We start from the raw sequence: 6447 nt of genomic DNA, 5'->3' as shown, positions 1-6447 counted from the left end.
GTGAATCGTGAATGTTGAATCGTAAATAGAAATTTAAAAGCTCGAACGAGTCGAGCTTTTTTTATGGATGAAAGGCGCCTAAACAGACTCTCCTTCCTATTTATTCCTTTGTTAAAAGGCGAAACTATTCACAGTCCATACCAAATACTACAAAACAAAAAAGACGCTTAAAAAGCGTCTTTTTAAAAAAGTATAATATTTATTGATTAGTTTTTCAATGCTTCTGCACCTCCAACAATCTCTAAAATTTCATTTGTAATCGCAGCCTGACGAGCTTTGTTGTAAGTTAATTTCAACGCGTCTCTTAATTCTTGTGCGTTATCTGTCGCTTTGTGCATCGCAGTCATACGCGCACCGTGTTCTGATGCTACAGAGTCTGCAATAGCTTTAAACAATTGTGTTTTTAACGACAAAGGAATCAACATCTCAATGATTTCCTCTTTTGAAGGCTCATAGATATAATCAGATGCTGCTGCAGTTGCTTCTGCTTCTATTGGCAATAATGGCAAAAATTGCTCCGTAACTACGTTTTGCGTAGCTGCATTTTTAAACTGGTTATATACAATTTGAATAGAGTCATACTTCCCATTGACGAAAGCTTCCATCACGTGCTCAGCAATAACAGCTGTGTGATCGAAGTCGAAATGATCGTAAAGAGAACTTTGATTATCAACAACGTTAAACGATTTTTTAAGGATGTCATTTCCTTTTTTACCGATCGTCAATAAATCAATTGTAGCTCCTTTGTACTCCGTATTCGCTAATACATTAACTTGTTTAATAATGTTGGCATTGAAACCACCACATAACCCTCTGTTAGAAGTTACGACTAGAAACAATACATTTTTTACCTCTCTAACTTGCGAATATACACTTGAATTCTCTCCTTCTAAAGTAGAACTAACATTTTGAATAATCTCAGTTAGCTTCTCTGAATAAGGACGCATAGCTGTAATCGTATCAGTCGCTTTTTTCAATTTAGCTGCTGACACCATTTTCATTGCAGATGTGATCTGCATTGTAGATCCAATAGAAGAAATCCTATTGCGTATTTCTTTAAGATTTGCCATTTGAAAACGTATATAATTCAGAAAGAGAATAAGCAGTTAGACCTGCTTAAACTCTTTCAAAAAATTCTTAATATTTTGAAGCTAATTCTTTAGCTACTTTCTCTAAAACACTAGTTTGTTCGTCACCGAATTTACCAGCTTTTAATTGATCTAACACATCTCTGTGACGTGAGTTAAGCGCTTCTAAGTACTCTTTTTCAAACGCTTTCACTTGGTTAACAGGAACGTTTCTCAACAAGTTTTTAGATCCAGCATAAATAATAGCTACTTGATCTTCTACAGTATAAGGATCGTTAACCGCTTGTTTCAAGATTTCAACGTTGCGTTGACCTTTAGAAATAACGTTCATTGTAGCAGCATCTAGGTCAGAACCAAATTTCGCGAATGCTTCTAATTCACGGAATTGAGCTTGGTCTAATTTTAAAGTACCCGCTACTTTTTTCATTGATTTAATTTGAGCAGATCCTCCAACACGAGATACCGAAATACCTACGTTAATCGCTGGACGTACACCTGAGTTGAACAAGTCAGACTCCAAGAAAATTTGTCCATCCGTAATAGAAATTACGTTTGTTGGAATATAAGCAGAAACGTCACCCGCTTGTGTCTCAATAATAGGTAAAGCAGTTAAAGACCCACCACCTTTAACGAAAGGTTTGATTGATTCTGGTAAGTCATTCATGTTTTTAGCGATTTCATCATCACCAATAACACGAGCCGCTCTTTCTAATAATCTTGAGTGAAGGTAGAAAACGTCTCCAGGGTAAGCCTCACGTCCCGGTGGTCTTCTTAAGATCAAAGACATCTCACGGTAAGCAACAGCTTGTTTAGATAAATCATCATAAATAATCAAAGCTGGACGACCAGTATCACGGAAATACTCTCCGATAGCCGCACCTGCCATAGCAGAATAAACTTGCATTGGAGCAGGATCTGAAGCGTTAGCCGCAACAATGATTGAATAGTCCATTGCACCTTTTTCCTCTAATGTTTTTGCAATCGCAGCCACAGTAGACGCTTTTTGTCCAATAGCAACATAGATACAGTAAACCGGTTGACCTGCATCATAGAATTCTTTTTGGTTAAGAATTGTATCGATACAAACCGTTGTTTTACCAGTTTGACGGTCACCAATAACTAACTCACGTTGTCCACGTCCCACTGGGATCATCGCGTCAATCGCTTTAATACCTGTTTGAAGTGGTTCAGTTACTGGTTGACGGTAGATAACACCTGGTGCTTTACGCTCCAATGGCATTTCGTACAAATCACCTTCGATAGGACCTTTACCATCAATTGGTAATCCTAACGTATTTACAACACGTCCTACCATTTTCTCTCCTACGCGTAGAGAAGCGATACGACCTGTTCTTTTCACAGTTGTACCTTCTTTTACTCCAACAGAAGAACCTAACAATACAATACCTACGTTATCTTCTTCTAAGTTTTGTACCATTGCCTCTAAACCGTTGTCTAATACAACTAGCTCTCCGTACTCTGCATTTGTCAACCCGTAAACACGAGCAACTCCATCTCCAACTTCTAGTACTGTACCTACTTCTTCTAAAGTAGCCTCAGAGCTAAATCCAGATAATTGTTTCTTTAAAATCGCTGAAATTTCAGCTGGTTTAATGTCCGCCATTTTTATCTATGTTTATACACGAAAAATTCGTGCGGTGATTTTTTTTACTTAATTAATTCTCTTTTTAATACTTGTAATTGATTTGCTAAAGACGCATTGTATTGGATATCGCCAATTTTTAAAATGAATCCTCCTAAGATTGACTCATCGACAACATTCGTAATGACAGCCTTTTTTCCAGGTGCTAAAACTTTTACCTTGTCAAGTACTTTAGCCTCTATACTAGCATCAATTGGCATTGCTGTAGTAACAGTTACTTTCTCAATACCGTTGTGCAAATCATATTGCTTTTGGAATTCTTCAGCAGTCGCTTGTAAGATGCCAAATCTATTATTTGCTTTTAATACCTTGAAAAGTTCTTTTGTCCCGTCGTTTACTGTTGCAAATACTTCTAATAAAGCATTTAATTTCAACTGATCTTTAACTATTGGGTTTGTCAGGAACGTTTTCAACTCAGCGCTTTGAGATATTGATTGAGAAATAAGGATCATATCAGTATTGATAGCATCAACATTTCCTTTTTCTAAAGAAACCTCAAGCATTGCTTTTGCATAACGTGCCGCAGCTCTTGTGCTTACCATAGTGATATTAGTTTAATTTTACATCATCTAACATTTTCTCAACCAATTGTGTTTGAGCTTCTTTGTTAGATAATTGATCTTTCAATAATTTTTCAGCGATTTCAATTGAAATTGATGAAACTTGAGTTTTTAAATCAAGAATAGCCGCAGCTTTCTCGCTTTCAATTGTAGCTTTTGCTTGAGCGATTAATTTCTCACCCTGAGCTTCCGCTTCTGTTTTAGCGTCTGCAATCAATTTTTCTTTGATCTCACGAGCTTCTTTTAGTAAAGTATCGCGCTCTGCACGTGCCTCTGCTAATAACTTCTCGTTATCCGCTTTTAAATTAGCCATTTCTCTTTTAGCGTTTTCTGCCGCTGCTAATGCATCAGTAATACCCTCTTCACGAGCTTCTAAAGCATTTACAATTGGTTTCCACGCGAATTTTCCTAAGATAACAACAATTACTATCATAATAATTAGTTGCCAGAAAAATAGTCCAAAACTGAAATCGTTAATTAACTTATCCATTATCTAAAATTATACTTTTTAATACCTGATTTTGTTTAATTAAAATAAGAAGTTTACCTGTAACCAACCGTTACAGATAAACTCTTTGTACTGACTTGGATTATTTACCTAAGATTAAAGCACCGAATGCTAAACCTTCCAATAAAGCTCCAATGATGATCATTGCAGTTTGGATTTTTCCAGCAGCTTCTGGTTGACGAGCAATAGCGTCCATTGCAGAAGAACCAATTTTACCTAAACCGTAACCAGCTCCGATTACGATTAAACCTGCACCAATGATAGTTGGAATTGTCATAGTATTGAATTTAATATTAATTAAACAAATTTATTTATACTCTTATTTTTTCTAATTTGATTAGTGTGCTTCTTCGTGATCGTGATCTGCTACCGCCATTCCAATGAATAAAGACGACAACATAGTAAAGATAAACGCTTGTAAGAAAGCTACTAAAATTTCTAAAACGACTAAGAACGTTGACAAGAAGAATCCGATTCCAATTGCTCCACCTGTTCCTAATGCTTCTTTCATCACGAAGATGATAGCAATTAATCCGAATACTACCGAGTGACCTGCTGTAATATTTGCGAATAAACGCACCATTAACGAGAACGGTTTAATAATCGCTCCTAAAATCTCAATGGGCATCAACATGATTTTCATTGGCACTGGAACCCCAGGCATCCAAAACATGTGTTTCCAGTAATCTTTGTTTGCAGAAAAATGCACAATAATGAACGTACAAATTGCTAAACAAACCGTAACCGAAATATTACCTGTTACGTTAAATCCTAGTGGAGTTAACCCTAAAATGTTCAAGATAAAAATCAAGAAGAATACCGATAGTAAATACGGCATAAACTTTTTGTATTTCGCTTTACCGATATTTGGCACCGCCATCTCATCGCGAACGTATAGCACCAAAGGCTCTAATCCTCTAGCAATACCTTTTGGCAAGTTGTTCGGTCCGTTTTTGTATGTTTTAGCTAACCCTAAGAATAGGATAAACATTAAAATTGTAGTGAAAAATAAAGAAGCTACGTTCTTTGTGATAGAGAAATCAAGTGGTTTCTCATTGGTAGGGTGGTGTGCCTCATCATAGGTAATTGTACCTTCAGCATCTGTTTTGTAAATTTTACCGTGGTATAATTTGTAAAACTGTCCGTCTTTTTCTACTACTTTTTTACCGTAGTCAAATTCAGAAGACATAAAAACTTTAAGACCGTTGTCGATTAAAATAACAGGCAAAGAGAACCCGTAATTTTTACCTGTTTCTTCATCTGAGAAGAAAACAAAAGAATAATCATCGGCCAAGTGATGGGTAATATGGGCCTGAACTTTCTCAGCTTGAGTCATTTCAGCAGGGTTTTCTATCTTTTCCCCTTCTACGTGTTCCAGGGTTTTTTCAATAGATTGCTCAGCTTCTTGAATAGAATTTTCAAGCTTTTGAGTAGTTGTTTGCGCGTACGAAAATACCGACGAGGCTGTAAATAAAACAGCTGCTAATAAATTCAGTGATTTCTTGAGAGTCACCATATCTTAACTTCTTGAATATTTTGGTTCCTAAAATTTTGTGCAAAAGTACAATAATTCTTGTATTATCATACCTTTATATCAAACTTTTTTTACTTAGTTTCATTTGATGTAGTATTCTTATTTAAAATAGAATAGGCTACAAATGCATCCCCTCCAAGGAAAACGAGTACAATCACTAAAAAATTATACTTAAATCCCTCTGCTATCATTTCGTGATCTAATCCTTTTTTTGCGAATAAATAACTTGCAATTAATCGCAAAGTAATGAATCCTAAAAAAACAAATCCCAGGTTATTCGGTAGGCTATTTTTAATTCCAACAAGTGCAAAAAAGGTTGCAATTGTAAAAATTAGTTCAAAGCCATAAAACTGTTCTATACTGTATCCCAAAACACTCAAAGCATCCCCTGCATTAGTAAAAGTGACCACAGCATAATGCAAAGCAAACACAGCGATAAGTCCCACTAAAAGTTTTACCCCCATTTGCACCGTTTCTTTATCCATTTTTTTATTTATTTAACTGATTGACTTGTTTAATTACTTGGTACAAAGCTAATCCTACTCCCAATAAAGTACAAATTTTATTTGCCATGTCGTGTTCTAAGTTGTATTTCTCATCTAACCAGACGCCTAATCGGTTTGCTAAATAAATGATTACCCCCATTTGAATGGGGATATTAATCAAGGACAGCCACTTTCGCGGTGAGTTCTTGTCGTCCATTATTCGGAAGCCGATGAGCTGCCGACCATTTGGCATTTGACATCAACTTTGGCTCCTGGTTCAACAGCCAAGCGTCCCACGCGTATATCGCCTTTGATGCGCGCTGCTGACTTTACCGTCAATAAATCGTTTACCGTGATGTTGCCTTCGATCTCACCTTCTACCTCACTGTTTTCACAGGTGATATTGCCTTTAATCTTTGCTATTGGCCCAAGTACAAGTCGCCCTTTTACCACAATATTCCCTTCAATTACGCCATCAATACGAATATCGGCAATCGCCTCTATATCACCTTTGATGATCGTCCCTTCTACAATTCGATTTGTTTGTCCCAACAAATCTAATCCTGTTCCTTTCTTTTTCGATTTTTCAAACATGTAAAAACGCTTTTA

Annotated in this window: 9 protein-coding genes; all 9 read right to left on the bottom strand. The window is 36.4% G+C overall.

The window, feature by feature from the left end:
* Positions 1 to 206: 206 nt before the first annotated feature.
* The 9 genes from atpG to HX062_RS00120 all read right to left on the bottom strand — a co-directional run bounded on the left by atpG (position 207) and on the right by HX062_RS00120 (position 6432).
* Positions 207 to 1070, bottom strand: coding sequence for an ATP synthase F1 subunit gamma (atpG, locus tag HX062_RS00160; RefSeq protein ID WP_182625948.1), 864 nt, complete (start codon positions 1068 to 1070; stop codon positions 207 to 209).
* A gap of 67 nt (positions 1071 to 1137) precedes the next feature.
* Positions 1138 to 2712: a F0F1 ATP synthase subunit alpha gene (gene atpA / locus HX062_RS00155; protein ID WP_182625949.1), complete on the bottom strand. Its 1575-nt coding sequence runs from the start codon at positions 2710 to 2712 to the stop codon at positions 1138 to 1140.
* Between the two features lie 44 nt (positions 2713 to 2756).
* Positions 2757 to 3293 carry an ATP synthase F1 subunit delta gene (gene atpH, locus HX062_RS00150; RefSeq protein WP_182625950.1) on the bottom strand — a complete coding sequence of 179 codons (537 nt, stop codon included), beginning with the start codon at positions 3291 to 3293 and terminating at the stop codon, positions 2757 to 2759.
* 7 nt (positions 3294 to 3300) lie between these two features.
* Entirely contained in the window at positions 3301 to 3801 is a 501-nt protein-coding gene (locus HX062_RS00145; protein WP_182625951.1) for a F0F1 ATP synthase subunit B, read from the bottom strand.
* 100 nt (positions 3802 to 3901) lie between these two features.
* Positions 3902 to 4096, bottom strand: a complete 195-nt coding sequence (locus tag HX062_RS00140) for an ATP synthase F0 subunit C (RefSeq protein ID WP_060874638.1) — start codon at positions 4094 to 4096, stop codon at positions 3902 to 3904.
* A gap of 60 nt (positions 4097 to 4156) precedes the next feature.
* Positions 4157 to 5335: a F0F1 ATP synthase subunit A gene (gene atpB, locus HX062_RS00135; protein WP_182625952.1), complete on the bottom strand. Its 1179-nt coding sequence runs from the start codon at positions 5333 to 5335 to the stop codon at positions 4157 to 4159.
* An 89-nt stretch (positions 5336 to 5424) separates the two neighbouring features.
* Complete coding sequence (locus HX062_RS00130; protein WP_182625953.1) at positions 5425 to 5838, bottom strand: hypothetical protein; 414 nt, start codon at positions 5836 to 5838, stop codon at positions 5425 to 5427.
* A gap of 4 nt (positions 5839 to 5842) precedes the next feature.
* Positions 5843 to 6055: an AtpZ/AtpI family protein gene (locus tag HX062_RS00125; protein ID WP_182625954.1), complete on the bottom strand. Its 213-nt coding sequence runs from the start codon at positions 6053 to 6055 to the stop codon at positions 5843 to 5845.
* Positions 6055 to 6432 carry a bactofilin family protein gene (locus tag HX062_RS00120; RefSeq protein WP_182625955.1) on the bottom strand — a complete coding sequence of 126 codons (378 nt, stop codon included), beginning with the start codon at positions 6430 to 6432 and terminating at the stop codon, positions 6055 to 6057. Before HX062_RS00120 ends, HX062_RS00125 begins: the two co-directional genes overlap by 1 nt.
* Between the last annotated feature and the right edge of the window lie 15 nt (positions 6433 to 6447).

Origin of the sequence: Myroides sp. DF42-4-2 (assembly GCF_030326445.1) — a bacterium.
GTDB lineage: Bacteria > Bacteroidota > Bacteroidia > Flavobacteriales > Flavobacteriaceae > Flavobacterium.
This window is presented reverse-complemented; position numbering and strand designations above follow the sequence as displayed.